Origin of the sequence: Pseudarthrobacter sp. YAF2 (assembly GCF_052113345.1) — a bacterium.
In the GTDB taxonomy this organism is placed as follows: Bacteria; Actinomycetota; Actinomycetes; order Actinomycetales; family Micrococcaceae; genus Arthrobacter.
In genome coordinates this window covers 33,015-59,880 of record NZ_JBFRDA010000012.1, presented here as the reverse complement: position 1 = coordinate 59,880, position 26,866 = coordinate 33,015, and the positions used below count along the sequence as shown (strand labels likewise).

Below are 26,866 nucleotides of genomic sequence, written 5' to 3'. Positions count from 1 at the left end.
ACCCCTGGAGGCGCTCCGGAGCTGATGCTTCGGAGCGCCTCAGGGTTTCCCCCAAGCCAGGAGCCCCGATGAGCCGTCCCCGCCACGATCCGGCAGCCCCGCCGGCGCCGGCACCGCAGCCCTTGCTGGAACGTCCGGGCATCCGGCCCGCCGGCCCACGCCAAATCCTTCGGGACCTGGGCCTGTCCTATGTTTCCAACGGGGCAATCGGACTCATCTTCGCGGCGTCCGGACCCATAGCGGTCACCCTGGCCGTAGGGACGGCGGGCGGCTTGACCCAGGGCCAGCTGTCGTCCTGGGTTTTTGGCATCCTCTTTTCCGCCGGGGCGGCCACGCTGCTGATGTCGCTCATATACCGGCAGCCCCTGGGCTTCGCCTGGTCCATCCCCGGCACGGTGCTCCTGGGACCTTCCCTGCAGCACCTGACCTTCCCCCAAGTCGTCGGGGCCTTCTTCACCTCCGGCGTGCTTATCCTCGTCCTGGGCGCCACCGGGTTGGTGCGCAGGGCCATGGCCCTGGTGCCCATGCCGATTGTGATGGCCATGGTTGCGGCGGTGTTCCTGAAGTTCGGGACAGACATCGTCACCTCCACCCAGGACAACCCGGCAGTGGCGGCTCCGATGGTGGCAGCGTTCCTGGTCCTCACCGCCGTTCCCAAGCTTGGCAGGTTCTTGCCGCCGGTCCTGGGCACCCTGGCGGCAGGCGGCATTGCCGTGGCGGCCAGCGGACAGTTCAACCTGACGCCCGGCGGTCCGCTCCTGGCCACCCCGGTGTTCACCGCTCCGGAATTCACCTGGGCTGCCCAGCTTGAACTGGTGGTTCCCCTGGCCCTCACCGTGCTGTTCGTTCAGAACGGCCAGGGCATCGCCGTCCTCCGCGCCGCCGGACATCGTCCGCCAGTGAATGCCTTCGCCATAGCCTCGGGCGCGTTTTCAATACTGAACGCCGGCTTCGGCGCCGTTTCGGCATGCGTTACAGGTCCCACCAACGCCCTTTTGACGTCGTCGGGGACCCGTCAACGCCAATACACGGCTGCCGTGGCCTACGGCCTGCTGGCCCTGGTATTCGCAGCGTTCGCCCCCACGCTGACCCGGCTGATGCTGGCCGCGCCCAAGGAGTTCGTCCTGGCCCTGGGCGGCATCGCGATGCTGCGGGCCCTCCAGCAGGCCTTCGTCACGGCGTTCGCCACCAGCTTCACCCTGGGTTCGCTGGTGACGTTCGTGGTGACCATCTCCGGCATGAACCTCCTCAACATCCATGCAGCCTTCTGGGGACTGGTCATCGGCTACGGGGTGTCCCGCGTGCTTGAGCGCGCGGACCACGCCCAGTCCTGACGGCCCCGCCCCCCAGCACCGTCCGATGTCCTGCAAAGTGCACTCCCGGCCGGTTAGGCAATAGTCTGGCCGGATGGGGACGAATGCCGTGAACTCCGGCGAACAGATGGACAGGCAGTCACGCATCCTCGAGGCGGCGATGGACCTGCTGTCCCGCCATGGCATTGCAGGGGTGAGCATGCGTGCCGTGGCGCGCGAGGCCGGCGTGGCGCTGGGCCTGGTGAACTACTACTACGACGACAAGACCACGCTGATCCGGGCTGCCCTGCGCCGGGTGGACGAACACGACCTCCTGCTGGTTGCGCCGGACCCGTCCTTGCCCCCGGACGAACAGTTGCGCAAAGCGCTTCGGCGGGTGGCCGGCTCCGATCTGCTCACCACCCGATACCTATCGCTCCGCCTGCACCTCTGGGCCCTCGCCCAGGCTGACGAGGACTATGCCCAGATCAACGCGGCGGCCTTCGACCGCTACATCGACGGGGTGGCCGGGCTGGTCTCCAGCGCCCGGCCCGCACTGGCCTGGGAGGCCTGCCGGGACCGGGCAGCGGACATCGTGGTCATCCAAAACGGCATGTGGCTGACGGCACTTCTCGGCGTGGACAAGGCCGCCATCCAGCGAAGCATCGAGCGTACGGAACAGATCGCCTTCGCGCCCGTCCACGACGAAAGCGTTGGGAACGCCGAGCTCCACCCGCACTAAACCGCCTGCTCCCCGGGCTTCCCCCGGGCTTGGGCGGCCCGGCAGTAACATTGAACGACTGTTCAAAAAGGTATTGAACAGTCGTTCAATGTGCGTTACTGTCCTTCCTATGACTTACGCCACACCAGCGCGGGAAGCCGCCCAGAGCACTGCAACCGAGACAGCCTCAACCCTGTTTATCAATGGCGAGTGGGAGCCGGCCGCGTCCGGCGGTGTCCGCGAGATCCGCAACCCCGCCGACAGCGAACTGGTGGCCACGGTCTCCGAGGCCGGCCGGGAAGACGCCGAACGCGCCATTGCCGCGGCCCGGGCCGCCTTCGACTCCGGCGTCTGGTCCTCCGTCCCGGCACCCGAACGCGGGACCTTCCTCCTTAAGGTCGCCGCCGGGCTGCGGGAACGCCGGGAAAAGTTCGCCCGCGCCGAGTCCCTGAACACCGGAAAGCGGATGGTCGAGAGCCGCATCGACATGGACGACATCGCCGCGTGCTTCGAGTACTTCGGCAGGCTCGCCGGGCAGCAGGCCGGCCGCGTGGTGGACGCCGGGGACCCCGGCGTCGTGAGCAGGATCGCCTACGAACCCGTGGGCGTCTGCGGCCTGATCACGCCGTGGAATTACCCGCTGCTCCAGGCGGCCTGGAAGATCGCCCCTGCTCTGGCCGCCGGCTGCACCTTCGTCCTCAAGCCCTCCGAGCTGACCCCGTCCACCAGCATCCTGGCCATGCAGCTGTTGAAGGACCTCGGCCTGCCGGACGGGGTGGCCAACCTGGTCACCGGCGCCGGCGCGGCGGCTGGCGCACCGCTTTCGGAACATCCCGCCGTCGACCTCGTCTCCTTCACCGGCGGCCTGGAAACCGGCAAGCGGATCGCCGCAACCGCCGCGGCCACCGTCAAGAAGGTGGCCCTGGAGCTGGGCGGCAAGAATCCCAACGTGGTGTTCGCGGACGCCGACTTCGACGCCGCCGTGGACAACGCCCTGAACGGCGCGTTCGTCCACTCGGGGCAGGTCTGCTCGGCCGGCGCACGGCTGGTGGTGGAGGAATCCATCGCCGAACGCTTCGTTGACGAGCTGGTCCGCCGCGCCCAGGACATCCGGCTCGGCGGCCCCTTCGATGACGACGCCGAGACCGGCCCCCTGATCTCCGCCGCCCACCGCGACAAGGTGCACGCCTACGTCCAGCGCGGCATCCAGGAGGGTGCGCGGCTGCGGTGCGGCGGCGCGGCACCGCAGGGAGAGAAGTACGACGACGGGTTCTACTACCAGCCCACCATCCTGGACCGGGTGCAACGCGGCATGTCCGTGGTCACCGATGAGGCATTCGGTCCGGTGGTCACCGTCGAGACGTTCCGCGCCGAGGATGAAGCCGTGGCCACCGCCAACGACACCATCTACGGCCTCGCCGGGGCGGTCTGGACCCAGGACGCCGGCAAGGCGCAACGCGTGGCATCCCGGCTGCGGCACGGCACCATCTGGATCAACGACTACCACCCCTACCTCCCCCAGGCCGAGTGGGGCGGCTTCGGCCAGTCCGGCGTGGGCCGCGAGCTCGGCCCCACGGGCCTTGCCGAATACCAGGAAGCCAAGCACATCTACCAGAACACCAGCCCGCAGGTCACCGGCTGGTTCGCTGACCACGGCAAGGAGAACTAGATGCACTACGACACCATCGATGACGCCACCGAGCGCTCGTTCGATTACATCGTCATCGGCGGCGGATCCGCCGGTGCGGCCGTTGCTGCACGCCTCAGCGAGGACCCGGGCGTCACCGTCGCCCTCGTGGAGGCCGGCCCGGATGACCGCAACATCCCCGAGATCCTGCAGCTGGACCGCTGGATGGAACTGCTCGAATCCGGCTATGACTGGGACTACCCGGTGGAGCCTCAGGAAAACGGCAACTCCTTCATGCGGCATGCCCGGGCCAAGGTGATGGGCGGCTGCTCCAGCCACAACTCCTGCATCGCCTTCTGGGCACCGCGTGAAGACCTGGACGAGTGGGAGTCCAAGTACGGCGCCACCGGCTGGAACGCTGACGCCGCGTGGCCGCTGTACAAGCGGCTGGAAACCAACCAGGACGCCGGTCCGGACGCCCCGCACCACGGGGACTCCGGCCCCGTGCACCTGATGAACGTGCCCCCGGCGGATCCCGCCGGCGTCGCGCTCTTGGACGCCTGTGAGCAGGCGGGCATTCCCCGCGCGAAGTTCAACACCGGCACCACCGTGGTGAACGGCGCCAACTTCTTCCAGATCAACCGCCAGGCGGACGGCACCCGCGCCTCCAGCTCGGTCTCCTACATCCACCCCATCATCGAGCGCAGCAACTTCACCCTGCTGACCGGACTCCGCGCCCGCCAGCTGGTGTTCGATGCGGACAAGCGCTGCACCGGCGTGGACGTGGTGGACTCCGCATTCGGCCGGACCCACCGGCTCACGGCGCACCGCGAGGTGGTCCTGTCCACCGGCGCCATCGACTCGCCCAAGCTGCTCATGCTCTCCGGGATCGGCCCGGCAGCGCACCTGGCCGCCCACGGCATCGAGGTCCTGGTGGACTCTCCCGGCGTGGGCGAGCACCTGCAGGACCACCCCGAGGGCGTGGTGCAGTTCGAGGCAAGGCAGCCGATGGTCCAGACCTCCACGCAGTGGTGGGAAATCGGCATCTTCACCCCCACCGAGGATGGCCTGGACCGGCCGGACCTGATGATGCACTACGGCTCCGTCCCGTTCGACATGAACACCCTGAGGCACGGCTACCCCACCACCGAGAACGGCTTCAGCCTCACGCCCAACGTCACCCACGCCCGCTCCCGCGGCACCGTCCGGCTGCGCAGCCGCGACTTCCGCGACAAGCCGATGGTGGATCCGCGCTACTTCACGGACCCGGAGGGCCACGACATGCGCGTCATGGTGGCCGGCATCCGCAAGGCCCGCGAAATCGCCGCCCAGCCCGCCATGGCGGAATGGACCGGCCGCGAACTGTCGCCCGGCGTCGAGGCGCAGACGGACGAGGAACTGCGGGACTACATCCGCAAGACCCACAACACCGTGTACCACCCGGTAGGCACCGTCCGCCTGGGCCCGGCCGAGGACGCCATGTCGCCGCTGGATCCGGAGCTGCGGGTCAAGGGCGTCACCGGCCTCCGCGTCGCCGATGCCTCCGTCATGCCCGAACACATCACCGTCAACCCCAACATCACCGTCATGATGATCGGCGAGCGCTGCGCCGACCTGATCCGGGCCCAGCAGTCCGGCACGGACGCCACGGGAGAGAAGGAGCTGACCACGTCCCTCGCCTGAGCGGCAGGACTTAAGGGGGCCGCCTTCCCTACCAGCGACGGCCCCCACCAATGTCATTCCGCCGCACCCCAGGGCGGCCGGTCCCATCGTGCTTTCTGATCCAGGAGTCCATATTGGAACCCAGCAAGAGTATTGATTCAAGCGGCATGGACGAATTCGGCTACACCCAGACCCTCGACCGAAGTATCGGCAAATTTGCCAGCTTCGCCGCGGGTGTCAGCTACATCTCCATCCTCACCGGTGTTTTCCAACTGTTCTACTTTGGTTTTTCCATGGCCGGCCCGGCGTATGCCTGGTCCTGGCCCATCGTGTTCGTGGGCCAGCTGATGGTGGCCCTGTGTTTCGCTGAACTGGCCGGCCGCTACCCGGTGGCGGGTTCGGTCTACAACTGGGCCAAGCGGCTGGCGTCGGGGACCTCGTCCTGGCTGGCCGGGTGGCTGCTGCTGCTGTCCTCCATCATGGCGCTGGGCTCGGTGGCGCTGGCCCTGCAGATCACGCTGCCGCAGCTCTGGTCCGGCTTCCAGTTCGTTGGTGACGGTACCGGGCCCTACGACTTCGCCATGAACGGCGTGGTGCTGGCCACCATCATGATCACCATCTCCACCCTCATTAACGCGTTCGGGGTGAAGCTGATGACCCGGATCAACAGCATCGGCGTCTTCGTGGAGCTGGTAGCGGCCGTGCTGCTGATCCTCGCCCTGGGCTGGCACGTGGTGCGGGGCCCTGAGGTCTTCTTCCAGACCAACGGCTTCGGCGAAGGCCACGATCTTGGCTTCTTCGGCGTCTTCCTGATCGGAGCCATGGCCTCCGGCTACGTCATGTACGGCTTCGATACCGCCAGCTCCCTGGGCGAGGAAACCAAGGACCCCAAGCGCACGGCCCCCAAGGCCATCCTGCGCGCCGTCACGGCGTCGTTCCTGCTGGGCGGGCTGATCCTGCTCTTCGGCATCCTGGCCGCACCGGACCTGGCGGACCCCCAGATAGGCTCCCCCGACGGCGGCCTGCAGCACATCGTGCTCTCCGTCCTGGGCGGTCCGTTCGGCAAGGCCTTCCTGGCCTGCATCGTGGTGGCCGTGGTGGTGTGCACCCTGGCCGTCCACGCCGCCGCCATCCGCATGATGTTCGCCATGGCACGGGACAACAACCTTCCGTTCAGCCGGCAGCTCAGCAAGGTTGATCCCGTCCGCCGTACCCCCACCGTGGCCGCGATCGTCATCGGTGTCATGGCCGTCATCCCGCTGCTGGTCAACGTCATGCAGCCGGCCATCTTCACCATCCTGTCCAGCATCAGCATCGTCCTGATCTACCTGTCCTACCTCCTGGTCACGGTTCCCCTGCTGCGCAAACGGTTCCTGAAGCAGTGGCCGCTGGCCGACGACGGGTCCGAGCCCGGGTTCTGCATGGGCAAGTGGGGTGTTCCCGTGAACATCCTGGCGGTCCTGTGGGGTGCTGCCATGACGCTGAACCTGGTGTGGCCCCGCCCGGAAATCTACAACTCGGTGCCGCCGTTCGAGTGGTACCTGCAGTGGGGCGGCGTGATCTTCGTAGCCGCCGTGGTCATTGGCGGAACCCTGCTCTACCGGCTGAAGATCCGCCACCAGACAGGGGTGCTGGCCGAGCACGCCGCCGCCGTCTCTGCCCACCCGTCCTCCGGGCCCGCGCCCTATGTACCGGACGAGGAGGAACTGGAGGTCAGCAGGGCCTTCGCAACGGAATCCTCGTAACGCCCCGCGGACCGGCCGACGGCGGCACCCACCCCCGCGTTCCAGTGGTGAGTGCCGTCGTCGGCCTTTACGCGTGTCCGGGCCCGTGAAGGGCCGAGACGTTGCGTCACACAACGCGACGGCATCCGGTTCCCGGCCCGGCACGCCCTACCCTTGACAGGTGACATTGACTAAGACCCGCACCGCCGCCGCGAGCTCACTCGCCGCCGCCGGCCTGCTGCTGACCCTCGCCGCCTGCTCCACGCCGGCCGCCACCCAGTCCGCTCCCTCCGCATCTGCTTCCACCTCGGCATCGGCGAGCGCCTCTGCCTCCGCCGGGCCCTGCACCGGGGTGAAGGTAGTGGTGGATTCCGCCTCCCTGAAGCAGGCTGCCGCCGACACCTCCACCTGCGTGTCCGCGGACGGGCCCGCTCTGGCATCGGACGTGCTGAGCAAAGCCGACGTGAAGATCGAGGGCACCGCCAAGTACCCCACGAGCTTCGCGTGCCGCGTCAACGGCGTGCCCGCTGCGGACTTCGACATCAAGCACAAGGGCGGCACTACCCGCGAAGCCTGCGATGACAAAAACACGGTCTCTTATTGGGCCCTCTGGGTGAAGCCCGCCGCCGGCACATGGGCCTACGCGCAGGAAGGCCTGGACACCCTCAAGCTCAGCCCCGGCGAGAGCCTTGAACTGCTCTACACCGTGGACAACGAACCGGCTGCACCCGCGGCATGACCTTCAGGCCCGCGCCGTTACGGGCGGCGGCGGCCCTCGCCGCCGTCTTCATCGCGGCGCGGGTCATCTACCGCATCCTGTTCAACGGGGCGGGAATCGGCGAGCCGCTCCTGCTCGCCATGCCGCAGGTCCGGCTTCCCGCGCCCTACGCCCATGTGGTCCTGCTCGGCCCGGTCACGGCCCCCGGCCTCTGGCAGGCGGTCCTGTCCGCCCTGCCCATTGCCGGGCTGATCCTCGGCTTCGGCCTGCTCAACGCGTGGGTTGATGTGTCCCGCGGCTTCGTGCGGCTGGCCCGGGGCGGCCCACTGCAGGGCGTGGCCCGGATGCTGGTGGTGGCATGGGCGGCGCTCCCTGCGCTGTCCGACGCCGTGGCCTCCGTTCGCCTGGCCTTCCGGTTGCGGGGCGAACGCTTCGGACCCCGTGCGCTGGTTCCCGTGCTGGAGCGCACCCTTGAGCATGCCGCCCGGGTTGCCGCAGCCTTGGAGCTGCGCGGATTCGCTGGCCGCCCGGCGCCCCACCCCGCCTCCGGCAGCGACGTACCGCTCCTGGTCCGGGACGCACAGTTCCGGATTGGCAGCGCGCAGGTGCGCGCGGCCGGGTTCACGCCGCCCGCCGGATCCATCACGGTCATCACCGGGCCCACGGGCTCCGGCAAGTCCACCATCCTGCGCGGCGTCGCCGGGCTGCTCTCGCACGTCGACGGCGGTGGCATCTCCGGCACGGTGCGCGTGGCCGGCGTGGACTGGGCCGCTGCCCCGCCGCGCGACACGGCCGGCCTGACCGGGGTGGTCCTGCAGAATCCCCGCGCCGCCTTTGCCACTACGCGGGTCCGGGACGAGATTGGCCTGGCCCTGGAACTGCGCGGCGTGGCCCGGCCGGCCGCCAAGGCCCGGATGCTGGAGGTGGCGGAGCGGATCGGGGTCTCGGCACTGCTGGACCGGAACGTGAGCACCCTGTCGGCAGGTGAGGCAACGCTGGTGGCCATCGCCGCCGCCGTCGTGGACCATCCCCTCCTGCTCCTGGTGGACGAGCCGCTGGCCGACCTCGATGCCACAGCGCGCCGCCGCGTCATCGCCGTGCTCAACGGCCTCGCCCGCCACTCCGGTGTGTGCGTGATCGTGGCGGAGCACCGGGCGGAAGCGCTGGTGCCTGTCGCCGATTCGTGGTGGACCATCGAGGGCGGCGCGCTGGTGCCCGGCGCGGCGCCGTCGCCGCCTCCCGCCCAGTCCACTGCCGGTCCTGCCCCACAGTTGGCGGACACCGCACCAGTGCTCACGGCCACGAACCTTGCCGTGCACCGCGGCGGCACGCCTCAGGTGCGGGAGGCGTCCCTGGCCCTGCACCCCGGCGAGATCGTGGCGCTGGTGGGCCCGAACGGGGCCGGAAAGTCGTCCCTCCTGGTGGCGCTTGCCCTGGGCGAGGGCTCCAGCGATGCAAGGACGGACGACGGCGGCCGGGTGGCCTTGGTGCCGGACGCCTCCGACGACCTCTTCACCCGGGACACCGTCGCCGCCGAGTTGAGGGCTGCGGAGCGGCGCCTGGCGCGCGGAAAGACGCGCGGAAGCTCCGGCGGAAAGCCCGCTGGGAAGCCCGCGCCCGGCACGGCGGAAGCACGGCTTGCCCGGCTCCGGGGCAACGTCAGCATGCCCATCGGACACGAACACCCCCGGGACCTGTCGGCCGGCGAGCGCCGGATCCTTGCCATCGCGCTGCAGACCATGGACCGGCCGCAGGTCCTGCTGATCGATGAGCCCACCCGCGGGCTCGATCCCACCGCGCGGACGGCGGTCGCGGCAGCACTGCGGGCCGCTGCCGCGGAGGGCGCAGCGGTCCTGTTCGCCACCCACGACCTCGAGTTTGCGCACCGCCTCGGGGCCCGGATCCTGCCGATGCGGGACGGCGTGGCGCCCTCTGCCCTGACCGCCGATCCGGATGAGTCAGCAGACGTTCCCGCAGCACAACCCCTGGCCCCGGCCCGGGCGACCGACCGCCGGCCCGACCTGCCAGCCGCGAAGCCGCCCCGCCGGCTCCGGATGCCGCGGGCCGCCGAGCTGGCAGTCCTGGCGGCCGCAAACCTGCTGGCTTTGGCGGCGTTCTGCTGGCCGCTGCTTGCCGCGGCACTTCCGCAGGATGCCGCTGCAGCCACCCCGTACGCTGCCCTGGCCATCGCGCCCCTGGCCGCGGCCGCCGTCGTGGTGTCCCTGGACGGCTCGGTCCGCTCGGCACACACGGTGGCGCTGCTCGGCGTCCTCGCCGCGGTAGGTTCCGCGGTGCGGGTGGCGAGTACCGGCGTCGGCGGCGTGGAAGCCGTGTTCATCCTGCTGGTCCTGGCCGGACGGGCCTTCGGTCCGCGGTTTGGCATGCTCCTCGGCGCGGCCACCATCGCCGTCTCCAGCGCCCTGTGGGGCGGCATCGGGCCGTGGACACCCTTCCAGATGTTCGCCTGCGCGTGGGTGGGCGCGGGGGCCGGCCTGCTCCCCCGCCGGGTGCGCGGCCGGGCCGAGCTGTGGATGCTGGCCGGGTACGGCGTGGTGGCGTCCTACGTGTTCGGCCTACTGCTCAATCTGTGGTTCTGGCCCTTTGCGGTGGGCAGCGGCACCGGCATTTCGTACGTGCCGGGCGCACCGCTGGGCACCAACCTCAGCAGCTTCCTGCTCTACTCACTGCTGACGTCGACGGCGGGATGGGACACCCTGCGCGCCGTCACTACGGTCATCGGGATCGGGGTGGTGGGGCGGGCCGTCCTGGCCGCGCTCCGGCGGGTGAAGCCGGTCGCCGGCCCGGTATCCGGCGCGGACGGCCACGCCGCCTGCACACCATCACCGCATGCCAGGGACCGGCACCAGCTCAGGCTCTGAGCACACCGCTGGGAACCAGCCCGTATGCTGCGCGGAACTCGGGAGCTGCCCGCAACCTCACTGTCGGTGGTTTTGTCATACCCAGCTAGCCATCCGCATCAACGGGAGTCTCTTGATCCAATTTACTAATTCTATTCGCTAGACATCTAATTAAGTTTGCTCGGGCCTTGGCGTATCCTCGCATGAAGATCCCGTCAGTGTGGAGAAGTTGCACCGGACTTCAACCTCAGCTACCGAATGTCTCAAAAGCGATATTGAGAAAGGGCATTGCTGATTCGCTAGACTTCTAGTAAAGTTTGCAGGGATCCCGCTGCAGCTAAACGGAACCCCTCGGTCAGTACCGGGCGGGAGAACCGAGATGGTGAACGCCGGCGAGAGCACAGCCAGGACCGCTGCGTTTACGGCTGGTCCTTGGTGGCGCAGGAGTACAAGGACCCAAAGGAAGTTGAGATCCGCACGATGACCGAGTTGAGAGCCCAACGGAACGAGAAACTCAGCGGCATCGAGTTCGAAAAGCTCGCGAACGACTCCACGAGGGAGATGTTTCCCGAGTTCGACGACGACGCCATGGCCCTGTGCTTCAACCTGATACGTCTGGCCAACAGGATTACGAACGACCTGGACGTCAGCGTCCACCGCCCCGAGGGCCTAAGTTTTTCTGCTTTCAGGCTTCTCTTCGCAATTCGAGCCGTTGGAGCGGGCCATCCCAACGAGCTGGCAAGGCTCTCCAGCGTTTCAACGGCCTCAATGTCGAGTTTGCTCAACACCCTGGAGAAGTACGGGCTGGTGGCCCGGGAAGCAGACATCTCAGATAAGCGCAAAACACTTGTCCGGCTCACGCCACTCGGGGAGGAACGGGTGACAGAGCTCGCGCGCAAGAACAGTTTGCGTGAAAGCGAATGGGCGGGTGGCCTGACAAGCACCGAGGCAAGCATCCTGACTGAACTGTTGCGCAAGCTTCTACAACACCACCCACCCCGTTCCTAGGACTCCAGGGCAAGATGGCGGCGTGAAACGCCAGGGCACCTGAAATTCGCTCCGAGGGCCGCGAGGTCCATTCCACCACCACGTTCTTGGCTCCTGCCTGTCCCGGTGAAGCCATGCGCCGCAACCGTACTGGCCAAATGCGGAGAGCCAAATCCCACAAAACCACGCGTCCGGGTTCTGAGAACCTTCGACGCTCACCGCTTACAACGAAGTGAGGAATCCCGTGCAGTTTCACCATCACGGTTACGTATCCGGAGACCCCCGGGTCCAACCGGCAGCAGGGGTCGGCATCAACAGGCCGGCTGAGCTTCCCGATGAGGTCGATGTGTTGATTGTCGGCTCAGGGCCTGCCGGCATGCTCGCAGCCGCGCAATTATCCCAATTCCCGGGTGTCACCACGCGCATCGTGGAGCGCCGCCCCGGCAGGCTTGCCATTGGCCAAGCCGACGGAATCCAGACCCGCACAGTGGAAACTTTTCAGGCTTTTGGCTTCGCCGAGCGGATCATCGCGGAGGCATACCGGATCACCGAGACCGTGTTCTGGAAACCGGACCCCGCGGACCCCTCCCGCATCATCCGCACTGCCCGCACCCCGGACGACCCCACCGGAATCAGCGAATTCCCCCACCTCGTGGTTAACCAAGCCCGCGTGCTGGACTACTTCGCCGAGGTCATGGCCAACTCGCCTACACGCATGTCACCCGATTACGGCTTTGAGTTCCGTTCCCTCGACGTCGGGGGCGAAGGGGAGTACCCCGTCACCGTGACCCTTCTCCACACATCAGGCCCCCATGAGGGGCAGGAACGCATCGTCCGCGCGAAGTACGTAGTCGGTGCGGACGGTGCCCGCAGCAAGGTGCGCCAGGCCATCGGCTGCACCCTCGCCGGGGATCAGGCCAACCACGCCTGGGGCGTGATGGACGTCCTGGCGGTCACCGACTTCCCCGATATCCGCATCAAATGCGCAGTCCAATCGGGTACGGGCGGCAGCATCCTGCTGATTCCGCGCGAAGGCGGCCATCTTTTCCGTATGTACGTGGACCTCGGCGAGGTGGACCCCCGCAACAAGGGCGCAGTGCGCAGCACTTCCATTGAGGAGATCATCCGCAAGGCGAACGAGATCCTCCACCCCTACACCTTGGACGTGCGCAACGTGGCGTGGCACAGCGTCTATGAGGTGGGGCACCGGCTGACGGACAGGTTCGACGACGTCCTTCCGGACGAGCGCGGCACCAGGACTCCCCGGGTGTTCATTACCGGCGACGCCTGCCACACGCACAGCGCCAAGGCCGGGCAGGGCATGAACGTCTCCATGCAGGACGGCTTCAACCTGGCCTGGAAACTGGGGCATGTGCTCGAAGGCCGGAGCCCGGAAAGCCTGCTCTCCACCTACTCCGACGAGCGCCAGGTGGTGGCGAAGAACCTCATCGACTTCGACAAGCAGTGGTCCACGCTCATGGCGAAGAAGCCCGAGGAGTTCGCCAACGCATCGGAGCTTGAGGACTTCTATGTGCGCACCGCCGAGTTCCCGGCAGGGTTTATGACCGAGTACGCGCCGTCCATGCTGGTGGCCCCCGCGAAACACCAGGGCCAGGCCACGGGCTTTCCCGTTGGCAAGCGCTTCAAGTCGGCAACCGTGATCCGCGTCGGCGACACCACCCCCCTTCACCTGGGCCACCACGCCAGGGCGGACGGCCGCTGGCGCATCTACGTCTTCGCCGACCCCGCCCTTCCGGGCACCGGGTCTGCCACGGACAAATTCGCCGGGTGGCTCGCGAACTCGCCGGAATCACCGCTGGCCGCAACGCCGTCGGACGCTGATCCTGACGCCTGGTTCGACGTCAAGGTGACCTACCAGCAGCCCCACACGGACATCGACATCAATGCCGTCCCCGCGGTTTTCAAACCGGAGGTAGGCCCGTTCAAGCTGACCGACTACGAAAAGGTCTACTCGGCTGACCCTGCCGCGGACATCTTCGACCTCCGCGGCCTGGACCGTGGCGGCGTCGTCGTGGTGGTCCGCCCCGACCAGTACGTCGCAAACGTCCTGCCGCTGACCGCCACGGCCGAGCTGGCGGAGTTCTTTGCCCCGCTCCTCCCGGACCGGCGCTCGTTGGCGCTTACATCAATTGGAGAATCATGAGCACATCCACCCACAGCTCGAAGGCGAACCAGCGTCGCGTCGCTTTCGCTACTGTCATCGGCACCACCGTTGAGTGGTACGACTTCTTCACCTACGCCACGGCCGCCGGGCTGGTGTTCGCCCAGCTGTTCTTCGAGCCTGCCGGCCAATCCATCGGCCTGCTGTTGTCGTTCGCCTCGGTCGGCATCAGCTTCCTTTTCCGGCCTCTCGGTGCATTCCTCGCCGGCCACTACGGCGATAGGATCGGCCGCCGCGCCATGCTCGTACTGACCCTGATACTCATGGGCGCGGCGACCACCCTGATCGGCATCCTGCCCACCTACGCGAGCGCCGGTGTGATCGCCCCAATCATGCTCCTGCTGCTGAGGATCCTGCAGGGCATCTCCGCCGGCGGTGAATGGGGCGGGGCCGTCCTGATGGCTGTCGAGCACGCCCCGCGTGACCGCCGCGGACGGGCAGGAGCCTTCCCCCAGCTGGGCGTGCCGCTGGGGCTGCTGCTGGCCACCGGCGTCACAGCGCTGATGACGGGTGTAATCTCACCCGGCGCCGCCTTCCTTGAATGGGGATGGCGCGTGCCCTTCCTGCTGAGCATCGTCCTCATCGTCGTCGGCTACTTCGTGCGCCGCACCGTAGACGAATCCCCCGTCTTCCAGGAAATCGCCGCAGCCAAAAAACAGCCCAGGATTCCGATCGTGGAACTGTTCCGCCGCCACGGGCTGCTCGTGATCATCGCGGCCCTGATCTTCGCAGGCAACAATGCCGCAGGGTACATGGCAACGGGCGGGTTCATCCCCAGCTACGCGTCCGGCCCCGCAGTCGGCCACGAACGCACTGACGTGCTCCTCGCCGTCACATACGGTGCTGGCGTTTGGCTTGCCTTCACCTACCTCGCCGGCTCCCTCTCGGACAGGATCGGCCGCAAAAACACCTACCTCATAGGATTCGGCGCACAGCTCCTGGCCTGCTTCCCGCTCTTCTGGATGATCAACACCGGGTCCCTGCCGATGCTCTACCTGGCCATGACCATCTTCACAGTAGGTCTCGGCCTGGCGTACGGCCCGCAGGCAGCCCTGTACTCGGAAATGTTCCCCGCCTCGGTCCGCTTCTCCGGCGTCTCCATCTCCTACGCCCTGGGTGCGATCCTCGGCGGCGCCTTTGCCCCCACCATCGCCACAGCCCTCGTCCAGGCCACGGGCGGAACAGACGCCGTCTCCCTGTACCTCGTGGGGATGACGCTCGTTTCCCTTCTGGCCGTCGCACTCGTGCGGGACCGCTCCGGCATCGACCTTTCCATCCACAACCAGGCCGAACAGGAAGTTGGAGCACTCATCTTTGACCGGCGCACCGCCGACGTCCCGAACGAGCCCATCCGCACCAAGTAGCCAAACCGCCGGTTTGGGGCCGGGGCAGCCGACAACGCCCCGGCCCGAACCGCCGGAAAGTCAAACTCACACCTTGAAGTACTTGGCCTCCGGGTGGTGGAACACGAACGCGTCGGTGGACTGCTCTAGGTGCAGGAATGGTGTCCACCCGGAAGGCCCGCGTCCTCCCCGACCTACGCCCACCGCAGGTAAATGCCTTCGCCGGATTCGGGTACCTGCCACCCGGGTGCCCGTCAGATTGCGGCCGTACCGTGGACAGAGACCTTGCTGCGGCCCCTACGCGTCGGGGCGCAGTGGCAAGCCAATTGAAGGAGAACGGCCAGCATGACCCCTCGCGAAACACCAACCTTCGAGCCGACGCATTACGAAGCTGGTTGGCGGTTGAAGCCGCGCCCGTGGCCTGTTGGCCCCAGCGATAGCTACGGAAAAGTGGACTTTGATGACGGTGAGGGAAAGGCCGCCCTCACCCTCTACATTCAGCGCGCGCCCGAAGAAGGTTACGTCCTGCACGTCGAGCACTTAGCCGCTCCGCTGCGGGTGGATGGCACGCTCCTTCGCCTGAGCCCGGCTCCTCCCGTGGACAGGGAGGCCGAGGACTTCCGCCGGATCTCCGCTGCCCGTACGGCTGCCGCGAAGGCCGCGGCCGAGCTGGACGCAGCCGTCAGCGCCGCCCGCGCGAAGGGAGACTCGTGGGAGGTTATCGCCACCGCCCTCGGCACATCCGTTCGAACTGCCCGGGAGCGGTTCGGACGCCACTGAGAGGACCGCGAGACCAACTCACACCTTGAAGTACTTGGCCTCCGGGTGGTGGAACACGAACGCGTCGGTGGACTGTTCGGGGTGCAGCATGAGCTCATCGCTCAGGACCACGCCCATGCGCTCGGGCTTCAGCAGCTCGGTGACCTTGCGGCGGTCCTCCATGTCCGGGCAAGCGGGGTAGCCCAGCGAGAACCTTGCACCGCGGTAGTCGAGCTTGAAATACCCTGCCGTGTCCTTGGGCTCCTCGGCCGCGAAGCCGAGCTCCTTGCGGATCCGGGCGTGCCAGAATTCGGCGAGCGCCTCGGTGAGCTGCATGACCAGGCCGTTGAGCTCGTAGTAGTCGCGGTACTGGTTGGCCGCGAACATCTTGGACGTGAACTCTTCGATCTTGGAGCCCGCGGTGACCAGCTGGACCGGCAGCACATCAATCTGCCCGGATTCTCGCGACTTCACGAAGTCGGCCAGGCACAGGTGCCGGTCGCGGCGCTGGCGCGGGAAATCGAACCGCAAGCGATCGGTGCCGATCGGACTGCCTGAACCACCGTCGGGGGCGAGCAGGCCCGCCTGGCCCAGGACGCCGTCGGGATCCTCGCCGTGGTGCAGCACCACCACCTGTTCCCCCTCGGAGACCACCGGGAAGTAGCCGTAGGCCACCGAGGCGTCCAACATGCCTTCCCCGAGGATGCGGTCCAGCCAGTAGCGCAGGCGCGGCCGGCCTTCGCTCTCCACCAGTTCCTCGTAAGAGGCGCCGTCCTCGCCGCGGCCGGGCTTGAGCCCCCACTGCCCCATGAACGTGGCGCGCTCGTCCAGGAACGCGGCGTAGTCGTGGAGCGAGACGCCGCGGACGATCCGGGTGCCCCAGAACGGCGGCGCGGGAACGGGATTGTCGGTGGCGACGTCGGACCGGCCGGGCATGGCTTCGGGCTCGGTCACCGTAAACTTCGGGCCGCCCTTGTGGATGCGCTTCTTCAGTGGCGGCAGGCCGACGGAGTCCGGGTCCTCGCCGCGGGCCACGCGCACCAGTGGTTCCATGAGGGCAAGGCCCTCGAAGGCGTCCTTGGCGTACCTGACGGTGCCCTCGAACTGCTCCGCCAGGTCCTGTTCCACGTAGGCGCGGGTCAGGGCGGCACCGCCCAGGATGACGGGCCACCTCTTGGCCAGGCCGCGGGTCTGCAGCTCGGCGAGGTTTTCCTTCATCACCACGGTGGATTTCACCAGCAGCCCGGACATGCCGATTACGTCGGCGTCGTGTTCTTCGGCGGCGGCGATGATCTCGGCGATGCCCTGCTTGATGCCGATATTGACTACCTTGTAGCCGTTGTTGGTGAGGATGATGTCCACCAGGTTCTTGCCGATGTCGTGCACGTCGCCGCGGACGGTGGCGATCACCATGGTGCCCTTGCCGGAGGAATCCGCCTTTTCCATGTGCGGCTCCAGGAGGGCCACGGCGTTCTTCATGACCTCGGCGGACTGCAGCACGAACGGCAGCTGCATTTCGCCGGCGCCGAAGCGTTCGCCCACCACCTTCATGCCTTCGAGCAGGTGGTCGTTGATGATGCCCAGCGGGGTCATGCCTTCGCTGCGGGCCAGGTCCAGGTCCTCTTCCAGGCCCTTGCCTTCGCCGTCGATGATGCGGCGTTCCAGGCGGGCGCCCGTGGGGAGCGCGGCGAGTTCAGCGGCGCGCTGGTCCTTGAGTGCTGCGGTGTCGACGCCGGCGAAGAGGTCCAGCATGCTGGCGAGGGGGTCGTAGGTGGTGTTGCCGTCGGCGTCGTATTCGCGGCGGTCATAGACGAGGTCCAGGGCCACCTTGCGCTGCTCTTCCGGGAGGGAGGCGAGCGGGACGATTTTAGCGGCGTCGATGATGCCGCTGGTCAGGCCGGCTTGGACCGCTTCGTGCAGGAACACCGAGTTCAGGACGATGCGGGCGGCGGGGTTGAGGCCGAAGGAGACGTTGGAGACGCCGAGCGTGGTGTTGATGCCCGGGTACTTGGTGGTGATCTGGCGGATGGCCTCGATGGTTTCGATGCCGTCGCGGCGGGTTTCTTCCTGGCCGGTGGCGACAGGGAAGGTGAGGCAGTCGACGATGATGTCCTCCACCCGCATGCCCCATTCGCCCACGAGGGCGTCGACGAGGCGGGAGGCGATGGCCACCTTGCCGTCGGTGGTGCGGGCCTGGCCCTGTTCGTCGATGGTCAGGGCGATCACGGCGGTGCCGTGTTCCTTGACCAGCGGCATGATGCGGGCGAAGCGGCTGTTGGGTCCGTCGCCGTCCTCGTAGTTGACGGAGTTGACCACCGGGCGGCCGCCGATGAGTTCCAGGCCGGCCTGCAGCACGGGCGGTTCGGTGGAGTCGATGACCAGCGGGAGGGTGGAGGCGGAGGCGAAGCGGCTCACCACCTCCTTGATGTCGGCGACGCCGTCGCGGCCCACGTAGTCGATGCAGACGTCCAGCAGGTGGGCGCCGACGCGGATCTGCTCGCGGGCGATGTCCACGCAGTCGTCCCAGCGCTCTTCCAGCATTGCCTGGCGGAAGGCCTTGGAGCCGTTGGCGTTGGTGCGCTCACCGATGGCCAGGTACGCGGACTCCTGGTCGAAGTTCACGTGCTGGTACAGGGAGGCGACGCCGGCCTCGCGTTCGGTGGGGATTCTTGCCGGTGCGTTGCTTGCCTTGGCATCCACGGCTTTGGTGCGGAAGGGGGCAAGACGTTCGACGACGGCGGCCATGTGTTCCGGCGTCGTACCGCAGCAGCCGCCCACCAGGCCCAGGCCGAATTCGCGGACGAATTGTTCGTGCGCGGTGGCGAGCTCGGTGGGGGTAAGCGGGTAGTGCGCACCGTTGGCGCCGAGGATGGGCAGGCCGGCGTTGGGCATGCAGGCGATGGCGACGGAGGACTGCTTGGAGAGGTGGCGCAAGTGCTCGCTCATCTCGTCCGGGCCGGTGGCGCAGTTCAGGCCGATGGCGTCGACGCCGAGCGGTTCGAGGGCGGTGAGTGCGGCGCCGATTTCGGAGCCCATGAGCATGGTTCCGGTGGTTTCGACCGTCACCTCGACGAAGATGGGGAGCCGGATGCCCTTGGAGACGATGGCCTGCTTGCAGCCGTTGACGGCGGCTTTGGTCTGCAGGAGGTCCTGGCTGGTTTCGATAAGGAAGGCATCTGCACCGCCGTCGATGAGGCCCTCGGCCTGGAGCGCGAAGGTCTGCTTGAGGTAGTCGTAGCTGGTGTGGCCCAGGCTGGGGAGTTTGGTGCCGGGGCCCATGGAGCCGAGGACCCAGCGCATCCGGCCGTCTATTTCCTCCGCTGCCTCGGCGCGTTCGCGGGCGATCTTCGCGCCTTTCAGTGCGAGTTCTGCGATGCGGTCGTCGATGCCGTAGTCGGAGAGGTTGGACCAGTTGGCGCCGAAGGTGTTGGTTTCCACGGCGTCGATGCCGGTGGCGAAGTAGGCGTCGTGGATGTCCGCGATGACGTCCGGGCGGGTGTCATTGAGGATCTCGTTGCAGCCCTCAAGGTTCTGGAAGTCCGTTTCAAGCTGCAGGTCCCGGCCCTGGAGCATGGTGCCCATGGCGCCGTCGGCGATGACCACCCGGTGGTTCACGGCGTCCAGGAGTTCCTGCGAACGGGCGGGACGGGGGACGGACTCGATGTCCAGTGCGAAACGAGGCATTTAAACAGGTTACGGGCGGGGCGTCGAAGGTTGCGCTGTGTGTCCATGTACTACGGGGACATGGCATCGTTGCGCTGGCTGTGAAGCCACACCCCGAGGGTGCTTTCGACCGAATCTCGGTCTTTTGGTGTCCGTTTCTGAAGAGCCGTTCCTAATGTGGAAGTCTGCTAACTGCCATTGCTCCTAGCGAGCTTGCTGCTCGAGTGCAGGCTTGCTTGGCCTACGCTGAGGGTGGAAAGCATCCTGGACTGAATTGGGGACTACTCGTGGCGAACAAGCGAAACCAGCACAACCGTGGTCGTGCCGGCGCGAAACCAGCACCTTCCCGAGTACTCGGGGTTCCTAAAACGCAAGCGCCGGTAGCCACTGGACAGAGCAACGGGGACATCACGGTCTTTCTTAGCTATACCCGTGCTGACGATGGGGTTTACGGCATGGTGCGGCCGTTCAAAGAGATGCTTGGGCACTTCATCTACGCCAAGTCTGGGCGAAGGGTCAAGACTTTCCTTGATCAAGACAGCATTGGATGGGGTGAGCTGTGGCGTGACCGGCTTGAGAAAGAGATACTCGGAGCTTCAGTGTTCATCCCACTGCTCAGTGCGGCTTACCTGGATAGTGCCAACTGCAGGATGGAATTCAACAAATTTCAGGCGAATGCTACCGCGCTTGGAGTCAAAGAACTTTTGCTCCCGGTTCTGTTACTCAATGCTCCGGCCATATTCAATGAGAACTCCACCGATGACGTGGTGATAGAAGCAGCGGCTCGGCAGTGGGAAGTTATTGAAGATGCGGTGCTGTCAGATCCCAGGTCTTCGGCATGGAAGACAACCATGGCACATCTGGCAGATCGCTTTGTAATCGCTTACGAAGCAGCTGAAGCGAAGCTTGCAGACACCGTAGACACCGATACTCCGTCGTCTTTCGTTTCTTCGTTGACTTCGGACTTAGAGAACGACGACGAAGATGACGATGACGATGACGATGACGAGCCAGGCATCGCAGAACTTACCGCGTCACTCGAAACTGGATTTGGTGAACTTACGGCTGTAGGTATGGAGATGGGACCTGCCATCGAAGGCTTGGGACAAGCTGCCAGCAAGGCCGGAAAGCTGGATGAAAAGATGACCACGCAGCAGCTTCAAACTTGGAGTCTTAAAGCGGCACGGGCCTTCAGCGAACCGTCGGAGAAAATCAGCGAGCTGGGTGAGCGTATGTTTACCACGACCAAAAAAGTTGATCTCGACATGCAACGTCTTCGGCGGATTGCAACCGAGTTCCTATCTGTAAGCCCAGATATGGCCGTGAACTACAACTCATCCATTGGGCAACTTGGAGGGCTCGACGTCGTCAGCAGCCAGCTCAACTCTCTTCTAAACAGCATGAAGCCGGCAGAGCACTTCTCTGTGCCACTGCGGAAATCCCTTCGTCCAGCACGAAGGGGCCTGACTCGCGTCACGGATAGTTTGCGACTCATCGAAACTTGGCAGCCGATCGAGATTCCCGCAGGGTAGGAACCCTCCTCTAACACGGAACCTACCTGCTAGACGGTGTACCTGGACCGGGACCCGAGTGGGATATAGCTCATTGGTCCGAGACGCAGGTCATGGTGGCGCGCGCGCAAATCACCGCATGGGACGACTGAGTCGTCCCTCTAAACGATCCTGGTTTTGGTCGTTGGTGACGGCTGATACATAGGCCGCCACCGTGGGCCAAGTAACCGCTGAGATGCCAAAATCAGTCTCAGATTGCCCCCTGACAGGTCAATGCTAACGGCTGCAGCGTCACCGCCGTCCGTTAGTTTGCGCCGGCGGGCATTCAGCTCTCCCTACGAAGTCGCTCCCTTTGGCGCCCACCCCAAAGCTGGCCCCAGCTTCCCGGCCATATCCGTCAGGATCTGGACGTAGTCCTCGTGGTCGAAGCTGAAGGGCAGGGCGAAAGCCACCTCATCCACTTCCTGGAATCCATCGTGCGCGTACAGCTGCTCCGCGATCTCCTCGCTGGTGCCGATCAGATCAGCCGCAAACATCATGCCCCGCGGCCCCTGCGGAGCAGCGGTCCGCGGAGTGCGTTCGTCCACGTACTGCTGGTACTTCGCCCGCTGTTCCGGGGACGCCGAGTCAGTCGGGATCACCACCAAACCCTGTGAAACCCGCGCCCCCGAATGTCCGGCAGCAGCAGCCGCTTCCTGGTACGCCCGGATCTGCGACTGCTGGACCAGGGCGAAGTCCGGTTCCTGGTCCGTATCCGGGAAGATCACGCTGCTGGAGAGCAAATTGAATCCATGAGAACCCGCCCACACCGCTGACTTCGTACTCCCTGCTCCATACCAAAGACGGCTCCGCAGGCCGGGCGAATGCGGCTCCACGCGGTTGGAGAACTCTTCCACCACCCCTTGCTTGCCCGAGAATTCCTGCACCGGCTCCCCCGCCACCAGCCGCGCAAACCGCTCCACCCGCGCGTAGCTGAAGTCCTCCACATCAGCCGTGTCCGGGTACAGCTCATGCTTCACCGTGTCATACTGCATCGGCTCCCCGACGCTTACGCCCGGGTTGATGCGTCCACCGGCCAGCAGGTCCACGGTGGCCAGGTCCTCGGCCAGGCGCAGCGGATTCTCCCAGCCCAGCGGCGTCACGGCAGTACCAAGCTCAATCCGTGAGGTGCGCTGGCTTGCCGCAGCCATCACCGCCACTGGCGAAGAAATCCCGAACTGCAGGTGCCGGTGGCGCAGCCAGGCACTGTCGAACCCCAGTTGCTCGCCCAGCTCGATGATCTGCAACGTGGACTCGTGGCCCGCAGCCGGATCAACGGGATCGAACAGCCCAATGGTGAGGAAGCCCAGCTTGCGCAAAGGACGGGTGGGCTGCGGCATCGGCTTCCTCCAAGTGATCAGGGAACGTGGCTGTTTTTCAGACTAGGCCGTGGGCCACCGGATGAACCAACATGTCCCGCCGCCCTAAGGCTCCACAAGAAGCACCCACACCCTTGACGGACGTGTCCGCACACGGGTTAGGCTCACCACGGGCAGGCGACGGCGCCACCACAGGAGGAAAACATGTCACTGCAGGAAATCGAGTTCACGTCCGCCAACGGCCGCGACACCATCCAGGCGTGGGTCTACGAACCAATCGGCCAGCCCAAGGCGATAGTGCAGCTGATCCACGGGCTCGGCGAGCACTCCCGCCGCTACCTGCACCTCATCTCCACCCTGGTGGACGCGGGATTCATCGTGGTGGCCGGTGACCACGCCGGCCACGGGCGCACCGCCATGCAGCAGGGCACTTGGGGTGACGCCGGAGACAATGCCGCCAGCGTGGTGGTTACGGATGAGCTCACCCTCCAGGCCAAGGCCCGGGAGGCACTCCCCCAGCTTCCCTACGTGGTGTTCGGGCACAGCTGGGGATCCATGATTGCGCGCGCCATGGCCGTTGATCCGCGAGCGCAGTTGTCCGGCTTGATCCTCTGCGGAATCGCCGCCCAAATCCGGGGCATCGAGACAAAAATCAACCGGCCGGAACTGGCACGTCTTGCCTCCGGCAGCAGCGCCGCGGAGGCCGCACCCGAGGAACTGGTGGGCCAAATGTTCGACGGTTTCGTTGGCCGCTTCGGCGAGAATCCCGGCCCCACTGCCTGGGTGGCACTGGACGCCGACGTCGTGGCCGACCACGGACGGGACCCCTTCAACAACTTCGGCGCACCGCTGAGCGCCCGGTTCCTCCAGGGCTTCGTTGACCTATACGACCAGGTCAACGCCGATGACTGGTACAAACAGCTCCCCACGGAGCTCCCCGTCCTCATCCTCGCCGGCGACCAGGACCCCGTGACCAACTACGGCGAAGGTGCCTATCACGTGGCCAACTGCCTGGCCGATTCGGGCCACGCGGACGTCCGCACCCGCGTGTTCCCCGGCGTCCGGCACGAGGTGCACAACGAACCCACCACCCGCGCCGAAACCGAGCGCGAGACCGTCGAGTTCATCCAGCGCGTCTCGCACCAGCGGCAGGACACCCCCACACCGTCAGCCACAACCTGACGGTCCCGGAGGAAAGCAGCCCAGCGGAAAGGTACGACGCCGGCGCCCGCCCCGCCGCCGTCGTCGTACCTTCCAGCAACGGCAGCCCGGCACGTCAGGCGTGCGTTGCCTTCCCCGGCCAGCGGGGCAGTCGTGAAAAGGTGGGTCCCGCGGGCGCCGGAATCTTGGCAGGTTCGGCGCCCGGCCGCCGTCGGCGCAGCTCCAACGCCAGCGCCTCCTGTCCACGGGCCATCGCCCACCGGTGGTTCGCGGCAAAGGCGGGCTTGAGCAGCCAACTCAGCCGCCGCAACAGCGGCTTCGCCGTGCTGACCCGCCACTCGTAGGTGACCACCGTTTCGGGCCCGTCCTGCTCGAACGTCCAGCGTCCGGTGCCGTTGAGGTCGCCTCGCGCGGAGATGGCGAAACCGTGCTCCGTGACGGGCTCGGTGACGGTGAGCTGCCACTTGAGCGTGTACGGCAGCCAGCCTTTGGTGTGGAGGAAGAACGCCTTCCCGGTGCCATCCGGGTTGCCCGGATCCAACTGCTCAACCGCCAAATACACCGATGGCCACCAGCGGGGAAGCGTGCCGGCATCGCCCAGGATGTCCATGACCTCGCGCGGGGTACCCGCCACGCGCCAGACGGTCAGGAATTCGTAATCAGTGCTGCTGTTCGAAGTGCCGGCCATTGGTGCCTCCGCGGCGAGGATGAATAGGCGGCCAACAGTACTCACGCGGTTGTTCGTGGTCAACGGGCGGCGGTGCGCCGATGACTACGGCCGCGCGGGGCGGGACCTGTAGACGTGACCAGGGGTGAGCGGCGTTCCTTCGAAGAGCTGCGGGACTGATACCAGCTGGTAGCCCTGCCCTTGCAGGGTGGAGATCAGTTCCTGTTGCCCGGAGATGGTCGTTGGCTGGACGTCGTGCATGAGCACCACGGCCCCGGGCGTAATTTCCTTGAGCACTTTGGGCACGAAGGCCGCCGGGTTCTTGCTCTGCCAGTCAAGCGAGTCGACGGCCCAGATAATGAGTGGTTTCCCCACCCCACCCTGCACGGCGGCATCAGCTGCTCCGTATGGCGGGCGCATCATGGTCGGAGTGGAGCCGGTGGCGGACAGGATGGCGGCGTCCGTACGCTCGATCTCCTTCTTGACCGCGGGGATGGACAGCTTGGTCAGGTAGGGGTGGCTGAACGTGTGATTGCCGATCGCGAAGCCCGCGTCGGCCACCTGTTTCGCGATTGATGGGTTGGCGGCAGTATTGGACCCGGTCATGAAGAAGGTGGCTTGGGCTTTTCTCTCTGCCAGGATGGCCAGAAGCTGCGGCGTGGTGCGGGCGTCCGGACCGTCGTCGTAGGTCAGGGCAGCGCACGGGACGAGGTCGCAGTTCACATGCCGGAGCGCCGGTGCCGTCGCCGGACGCGGGACGGCGGGGGCGTTCAGCTGCCCCAGTACTTGGCGGCCGTAGTCGCTGAGTGCCGCCCCGGTATCGCGGGCATTCATTGTCATGGACGCCTGGCGGCCGGGCCTCCCGGGCAGCTCCGCCGTGACCGTGAGTTCCCCCGATGGACTGAGAAGCAGGTCGGTCACCGGTGGTCCCTGCTGGGAAGGCGCCGCGATGTCCGCCGGGACACCCGTGATGCGGGATTGGATGCCGGGGACAGACTCCGGCCGAAGCAATTCGGCGCCGCTGCGCAGTTCACCGCTGACTGTGTCGACGTATACGGTGGCAGACCTTACGGAGCCCGTCCCGTTCGTCCCGGAACTCTTCACTTTTTCACGGACCACTATGACGGTTCCGGCAGCCTGCACGGGCTCCGCGGAAACGGTCATTTCCTGGCCCCCAGGCTGCAGTGCGTTGAGCGCCATCGCGGGCCGGTAGCGGTTGCCGGCCGGTGCGGCCGCATCGAGGAGTCCAAGCAGCCACGAGTCCACGTGCGTGTTCAACCCCGGCGCCCCGTCAACGTAGGTCCAGGACGCATGCACATGGTGCTCCCCCACGTGGGCAGTCAAGGACATCCCGTAACCGCCCGGCACCTCTACCGGCCCGTTCAGGGCATCTGACAGGGGCTGCGGCAACGCCTCGGAATCGGGTTGGCTTGAAACCCGTTCATGCGGCCGCATGGTCACGTATGGCGCCCCGGACGTACCGTCCCCGCCGCAGATAAGCGCCACCAGGCAAAACGCCGCCAGGAGGATCCGCAGGCAGGCAGCAGCAAGGCTCCCGCGGGCGCGCCCCATACCCAGCCCCATCGATCCGCTCCTCAGGTGTTGACCCCTTGATTGTCCCTTACTACCACCCCGAGATGACAAAACCCGGCGGTTGCCTGGACCTGAGGAGCTTCGACGCGCTAAATGGTCACGTTGAGCCCCGCCGTGTAGCCGGCCGCCGCAGAGCCTGTCATCGTCGCCAGCTGGTAGATGCCGCCGTCGTCCCCGAACACGTTGTCCGACTGCAGGGTGGTGCGGGTCATGTTGGTGATGCTCTTTTCGTATCCGGGGGTGGCGTAGACGTCGTCGCACGCCGCCTTGGGCAACGCGATCTGGGAGACGGCCAGCACCTGCCCGGCAGACGTCGCGTTGTTCATGGACTCGAACACCTCGAAGTGGATGTGCGGCCAGCGCCCGGAGTAGGCGGCCGGGAAGATCGAGGTGAAGGTGACCTGCCCGTTGGCATCGGCTTCCTGCACGCCGCGGAGGTAGTTCTCGTTCTTCAGGCTTGAGTCGTACATTGAGTACTTCCCGTCCCGGTCGCAGTGCCAGGCATACACCGCGGCACCGGCCATCGGGGTGCAGCCGTTGGCGTTGTCCAGGAGGGTCAGGGTGAACGTCAACGGCACGCCCTCCGCCGTTGCAGAGGCGGTGCCGAAGCTCGAGGTAATGTCCCGGCGCACCACCCCGGAGGCTTCCAGGACGTTCGGGCCGTTGGAGCCATCGCCCGGATACGGGCCCGCCGTCTCCTCCGGGATTTCCACGCCGCATTCGGCGATGGCCCGGGTCAACGTTGGTGTGGCGGTGGCGGCCGCCGAGGCTGCGGCGGTCGCCGAGGCTGTGGCGGTCGCTGAGGAAGTGGCTGACGACGTGGAGCCAGTGTTCCCGGCCGGGGTACAGGCGGCGAGCGCGGCGGCCGCGCCGCCTGCACCGAGGAACAGTCCCAGGGACCGGCGGCTCATCAAGGTGGTCAGGTCGAACTCCAGCCCGCGGTCGTGGTTGGGATGCGGCTGGTCAAAGTCCGGTTGGTCGGGTGTGCGTGAAGTGGTCATGGTCCAAGGAAACCGCACCCGGCTATGCCGTGGACTGGT

18 protein-coding genes are annotated in these 26,866 nt (G+C 66.4%); 13 read left to right on the top strand and 5 right to left on the bottom strand.

Annotation, left to right across the window (positions count from 1 at the left end; all coding sequences use genetic code 11):
- Positions 1 to 68: 68 nt before the first annotated feature.
- The 11 genes from AB4Y79_RS13470 to AB4Y79_RS13420 all read left to right on the top strand — a co-directional run bounded on the left by AB4Y79_RS13470 (position 69) and on the right by AB4Y79_RS13420 (position 15,894).
- On the top strand, positions 69 to 1,334 hold the full coding sequence (locus AB4Y79_RS13470; RefSeq protein ID WP_441862611.1) for a benzoate/H(+) symporter BenE family transporter: 1,266 nt from the start codon (positions 69 to 71) through the stop codon (positions 1,332 to 1,334).
- Between the two features lie 73 nt (positions 1,335 to 1,407).
- Positions 1,408 to 2,034, top strand: a complete 627-nt coding sequence (locus tag AB4Y79_RS13465) for a TetR/AcrR family transcriptional regulator (protein ID WP_441862608.1) — start codon at positions 1,408 to 1,410, stop codon at positions 2,032 to 2,034.
- A gap of 109 nt (positions 2,035 to 2,143) precedes the next feature.
- Positions 2,144 to 3,682 (top strand): aldehyde dehydrogenase family protein, encoded by a 1,539-nt coding sequence (locus tag AB4Y79_RS13460; protein ID WP_441862605.1) that lies wholly within the window; start codon positions 2,144 to 2,146, stop codon positions 3,680 to 3,682.
- Positions 3,683 to 5,323 (top strand): GMC family oxidoreductase, encoded by a 1,641-nt coding sequence (locus tag AB4Y79_RS13455; protein ID WP_441862602.1) that lies wholly within the window; start codon positions 3,683 to 3,685, stop codon positions 5,321 to 5,323.
- Between the two features lie 146 nt (positions 5,324 to 5,469).
- Positions 5,470 to 7,047, top strand: a complete 1,578-nt coding sequence (locus AB4Y79_RS13450) for an APC family permease (RefSeq protein ID WP_441862784.1) — start codon at positions 5,470 to 5,472, stop codon at positions 7,045 to 7,047.
- Positions 7,048 to 7,207: 160 nt separating this feature from the next.
- Complete coding sequence (locus tag AB4Y79_RS13445) at positions 7,208 to 7,765, top strand: hypothetical protein (RefSeq protein WP_441862599.1); 558 nt, start codon at positions 7,208 to 7,210, stop codon at positions 7,763 to 7,765.
- Positions 7,762 to 10,623: an ATP-binding cassette domain-containing protein gene (locus AB4Y79_RS13440; protein ID WP_441862597.1), complete on the top strand. Its 2,862-nt coding sequence runs from the start codon at positions 7,762 to 7,764 to the stop codon at positions 10,621 to 10,623. Before AB4Y79_RS13445 ends, AB4Y79_RS13440 begins: the two co-directional genes overlap by 4 nt.
- Positions 10,624 to 11,037: 414 nt before the next feature.
- On the top strand, positions 11,038 to 11,610 hold the full coding sequence (locus tag AB4Y79_RS13435; protein WP_441862594.1) for a MarR family winged helix-turn-helix transcriptional regulator: 573 nt from the start codon (positions 11,038 to 11,040) through the stop codon (positions 11,608 to 11,610).
- 223 nt (positions 11,611 to 11,833) lie between these two features.
- Positions 11,834 to 13,753 carry an FAD-binding monooxygenase gene (locus AB4Y79_RS13430; RefSeq protein WP_441862591.1) on the top strand — a complete coding sequence of 640 codons (1,920 nt, stop codon included), beginning with the start codon at positions 11,834 to 11,836 and terminating at the stop codon, positions 13,751 to 13,753.
- A complete protein-coding gene (locus AB4Y79_RS13425; RefSeq protein ID WP_441862588.1) occupies positions 13,750 to 15,135 on the top strand; it encodes an MFS transporter in 1,386 nt (461 codons plus the stop codon). Before AB4Y79_RS13430 ends, AB4Y79_RS13425 begins: the two co-directional genes overlap by 4 nt.
- Before the next feature lie 324 nt (positions 15,136 to 15,459).
- The gene (locus AB4Y79_RS13420) at positions 15,460 to 15,894 is read left to right on the top strand and encodes a hypothetical protein (protein WP_441862586.1); all 435 of its coding nucleotides are present in this window, start codon (positions 15,460 to 15,462) and stop codon (positions 15,892 to 15,894) included.
- A gap of 18 nt (positions 15,895 to 15,912) precedes the next feature.
- Here the strand turns inward: AB4Y79_RS13420 and metH are convergent, their stop codons facing one another.
- Entirely contained in the window at positions 15,913 to 19,557 is a 3,645-nt protein-coding gene (gene metH / locus AB4Y79_RS13415; protein ID WP_441862583.1) for a methionine synthase, read from the bottom strand.
- Positions 19,558 to 19,823: 266 nt separating this feature from the next.
- On the opposite strand from metH, the gene AB4Y79_RS13410 reads away from it, so the two are divergent.
- Positions 19,824 to 21,068 (top strand): toll/interleukin-1 receptor domain-containing protein, encoded by a 1,245-nt coding sequence (locus AB4Y79_RS13410; RefSeq protein ID WP_441862581.1) that lies wholly within the window; start codon positions 19,824 to 19,826, stop codon positions 21,066 to 21,068.
- Positions 21,069 to 21,382: 314 nt separating this feature from the next.
- Here the strand turns inward: AB4Y79_RS13410 and AB4Y79_RS13405 are convergent, their stop codons facing one another.
- On the bottom strand, positions 21,383 to 22,426 hold the full coding sequence (locus AB4Y79_RS13405; protein ID WP_441862578.1) for an LLM class flavin-dependent oxidoreductase: 1,044 nt from the start codon (positions 22,424 to 22,426) through the stop codon (positions 21,383 to 21,385).
- A 183-nt stretch (positions 22,427 to 22,609) separates the two neighbouring features.
- Between AB4Y79_RS13405 and AB4Y79_RS13400 the strand changes: the two genes are divergently transcribed.
- A complete protein-coding gene (locus AB4Y79_RS13400; RefSeq protein ID WP_441862575.1) occupies positions 22,610 to 23,587 on the top strand; it encodes an alpha/beta fold hydrolase in 978 nt (325 codons plus the stop codon).
- Positions 23,588 to 23,681: 94 nt separating this feature from the next.
- On the opposite strand, the gene AB4Y79_RS13395 is transcribed toward AB4Y79_RS13400, so the two are convergent.
- The 3 genes from AB4Y79_RS13395 to AB4Y79_RS13385 all read right to left on the bottom strand — a co-directional run bounded on the left by AB4Y79_RS13395 (position 23,682) and on the right by AB4Y79_RS13385 (position 26,827).
- Positions 23,682 to 24,254, bottom strand: coding sequence for an SRPBCC family protein (locus AB4Y79_RS13395; RefSeq protein WP_441862572.1), 573 nt, complete (start codon positions 24,252 to 24,254; stop codon positions 23,682 to 23,684).
- 84 nt (positions 24,255 to 24,338) lie between these two features.
- A complete protein-coding gene (locus tag AB4Y79_RS13390; RefSeq protein WP_441862570.1) occupies positions 24,339 to 25,817 on the bottom strand; it encodes a polysaccharide deacetylase family protein in 1,479 nt (492 codons plus the stop codon).
- 98 nt (positions 25,818 to 25,915) lie between these two features.
- Positions 25,916 to 26,827: an intradiol ring-cleavage dioxygenase gene (locus AB4Y79_RS13385; RefSeq protein WP_441862567.1), complete on the bottom strand. Its 912-nt coding sequence runs from the start codon at positions 26,825 to 26,827 to the stop codon at positions 25,916 to 25,918.
- Between the last annotated feature and the right edge of the window lie 39 nt (positions 26,828 to 26,866).

Bases quoted from the DNA above. Each gene is read 5' to 3' on its own strand.
- AB4Y79_RS13470 (WP_441862611.1), top strand. From the start codon at position 69: ATGAGCCGTCCCCGCCACGATCCGGCAGCCCCGCCGGCGCCGGCACCG.
- AB4Y79_RS13465 (WP_441862608.1), top strand. From the start codon at position 1,408: ATGGGGACGAATGCCGTGAACTCCGGCGAACAGATGGACAGGCAGTCA.
- AB4Y79_RS13460 (WP_441862605.1), top strand. From the start codon at position 2,144: ATGACTTACGCCACACCAGCGCGGGAAGCCGCCCAGAGCACTGCAACC.
- AB4Y79_RS13455 (WP_441862602.1), top strand. From the start codon at position 3,683: ATGCACTACGACACCATCGATGACGCCACCGAGCGCTCGTTCGATTAC.
- AB4Y79_RS13450 (WP_441862784.1), top strand. From the start codon at position 5,470: ATGGACGAATTCGGCTACACCCAGACCCTCGACCGAAGTATCGGCAAA.
- AB4Y79_RS13440 (WP_441862597.1), top strand. From the start codon at position 7,762: ATGACCTTCAGGCCCGCGCCGTTACGGGCGGCGGCGGCCCTCGCCGCC.
- AB4Y79_RS13425 (WP_441862588.1), top strand. From the start codon at position 13,750: ATGAGCACATCCACCCACAGCTCGAAGGCGAACCAGCGTCGCGTCGCT.
- AB4Y79_RS13420 (WP_441862586.1), top strand. From the start codon at position 15,460: ATGACCCCTCGCGAAACACCAACCTTCGAGCCGACGCATTACGAAGCT.
- metH (WP_441862583.1), bottom strand. From the start codon at position 19,557: ATGCCTCGTTTCGCACTGGACATCGAGTCCGTCCCCCGTCCCGCCCGT.
- AB4Y79_RS13405 (WP_441862578.1), bottom strand. From the start codon at position 22,426: ATGCCGCAGCCCACCCGTCCTTTGCGCAAGCTGGGCTTCCTCACCATT.
- AB4Y79_RS13400 (WP_441862575.1), top strand. From the start codon at position 22,610: ATGTCACTGCAGGAAATCGAGTTCACGTCCGCCAACGGCCGCGACACC.
- AB4Y79_RS13395 (WP_441862572.1), bottom strand. From the start codon at position 24,254: ATGGCCGGCACTTCGAACAGCAGCACTGATTACGAATTCCTGACCGTC.
- AB4Y79_RS13390 (WP_441862570.1), bottom strand. From the start codon at position 25,817: ATGGGGCTGGGTATGGGGCGCGCCCGCGGGAGCCTTGCTGCTGCCTGC.
- AB4Y79_RS13385 (WP_441862567.1), bottom strand. From the start codon at position 26,827: ATGACCACTTCACGCACACCCGACCAACCGGACTTTGACCAGCCGCAT.